Origin of the sequence: Prevotella sp. HMSC077E09, assembly GCF_001814685.1 — a bacterium.
Lineage (GTDB): Bacteria > Bacteroidota > Bacteroidia > Bacteroidales > Bacteroidaceae > Prevotella > Prevotella oris.
Genome location: NZ_KV817515.1, coordinates 1 through 1593, shown reverse-complemented (window position 1 = coordinate 1593; position 1593 = coordinate 1). Strand labels below are relative to the sequence as shown.

General features: G+C 48.5%; 3 protein-coding genes. All 3 read left to right on the top strand.

Annotation, left to right across the window (positions count from 1 at the left end; translation table 11 throughout):
- Positions 1–181 (top strand): hypothetical protein (locus HMPREF2983_RS14130; protein ID WP_210400357.1); only part of this gene is annotated, 181 nt, incomplete at its 5' end.
- 766 nt (positions 182–947) lie between these two features.
- The gene (locus tag HMPREF2983_RS02955; RefSeq protein ID WP_070666614.1) at positions 948–1316 is read left to right on the top strand and encodes a single-stranded DNA-binding protein; all 369 of its coding nucleotides are present in this window, start codon (positions 948–950) and stop codon (positions 1314–1316) included.
- A 50-nt stretch (positions 1317–1366) separates the two neighbouring features.
- Positions 1367–1593, top strand: a 227-nt coding sequence (locus tag HMPREF2983_RS14125) for a hypothetical protein (protein ID WP_210400356.1), incomplete at its 3' end; no start/stop codon positions are given.

Genomic DNA, 1593 nt, shown 5'->3' with positions numbered 1-1593 from the left:
TCGGTGGGGCTTACCGCCCCACACCCTGATTATGAACCGGCTCCCTTCAGGATTGAATGTCAAGGACATTGTCGGTTCCTGTCCGCCGGGGTCGCTTTCACCTTCCGGCACGCCACAGGAAAAAGCTCCCAAAAGCGGAAGGGCAGAGACTTGCAGACACTGCCCACATTGTTGGATATAGAGTACTTACCTTTCTTTCTACATAGCGGCATATCTTTATTGTCGTATTCCTATATTTCCATATTGTCATATAGGTGCATTCTTGTATAGCTGTATATACGTATATATGGCTATACGAACATGCATCTATGCGGATTGCCTTGCAGACCTTATAGTAGTACATCCCTTTCCGTCTCCTACCATGGCACGGCTTGCAGCTTTCTTCGACCATTGTCTTTGAAACTTCCGCTCTTCCTCCCTGACGGTGGAGCCAAGTAGCGAGACTGTATCATGGTATCTCTTACTGTCCATGGACGTTCTCTGACGGCTTACCCCTTTACCTATCCTTGCCCTTCTTCGGCAGCGGCAGCTTTGCTGGCACGACTTCACTCACCCAAGTTTCAGGGCCTGGCAGAGGTACTGTCATTTTCTTTCCCGTGCGGTCAAGTGTGTTTACCGATACCGGTAGCGGTGACAGCTTCCTGGTCTTGGTTTCATCCTTTCAGCTACCCTTCACTTCAAATCATTCATGGCGTTCTTTTCATTTTTCAGATAAGTCCGACATCCATTTTCCTTTGCAAAGTTAGCGCAAGCGGTGTTCCGCAAGGGTCGCCCTCCGGGACTTGCCTCGTGATTTTTTTCAAGTTTTTGGGGTGCGGTTGCTCCTGATCCAAAAACTCTGTGGTCGGAGATGAAAAAAATAACGGTCATCCCTTGCCTTTGCACACCTTCCTCTTGCCTGCTCCTTTATGCACGTAAAATAAATATCAACTTAAAAAATTACAATTATGAACGCAATGAACAATTTCACAGTTACGGGTTATGTTTGCAAGGATGCAGAAGTTAAAAACTTTGAGAAGGCTGCCATCGCACGCTTCGGTATCATCATCAAACACACAGAACGCAAAGGCAACGAGACCACTACGGTCTCTTCGATCATAGGCCTTGAAACTTGGGTAAAGAACGACGATACGGCTACCTTGGAGCTGCTGAAGAAGGGCAAGGAGATTACGGTAGAGGGATTCTTCAAGCCGGAGAACTACACCAAGGACGGTAAGAACGTCACGGTTCTGAAGAACATCGCCACAAAGGTTACCGCCTTTGTCAGGGAAGAAAAGCAGGAAGCTCCTAAAGCGAAGAACAAGAAGGCCAAGTAAAAGCCTTACTCCGAAAGACGGGAGACTCTTCAAAAGGGTCTCCTTTTTTCATGTCTGCTGCAATCGTATCTGCTATCACGCCATACAGCGGTGTCCATACCTATCTTTCATGCAAGCAGTCCTACTTCTTAAACCCTCTTGTGTCTTCTTCCGTGCCGTGCCGGAACTCCATCAGACACAAGACAGCACAGACTTGCCGTCAGAGCTGCTTCGGGAGAGAGGACTATACTTCTTGTGGAGCCTGCCGCCCCACACCCGGCAACGGAACCGGCACACG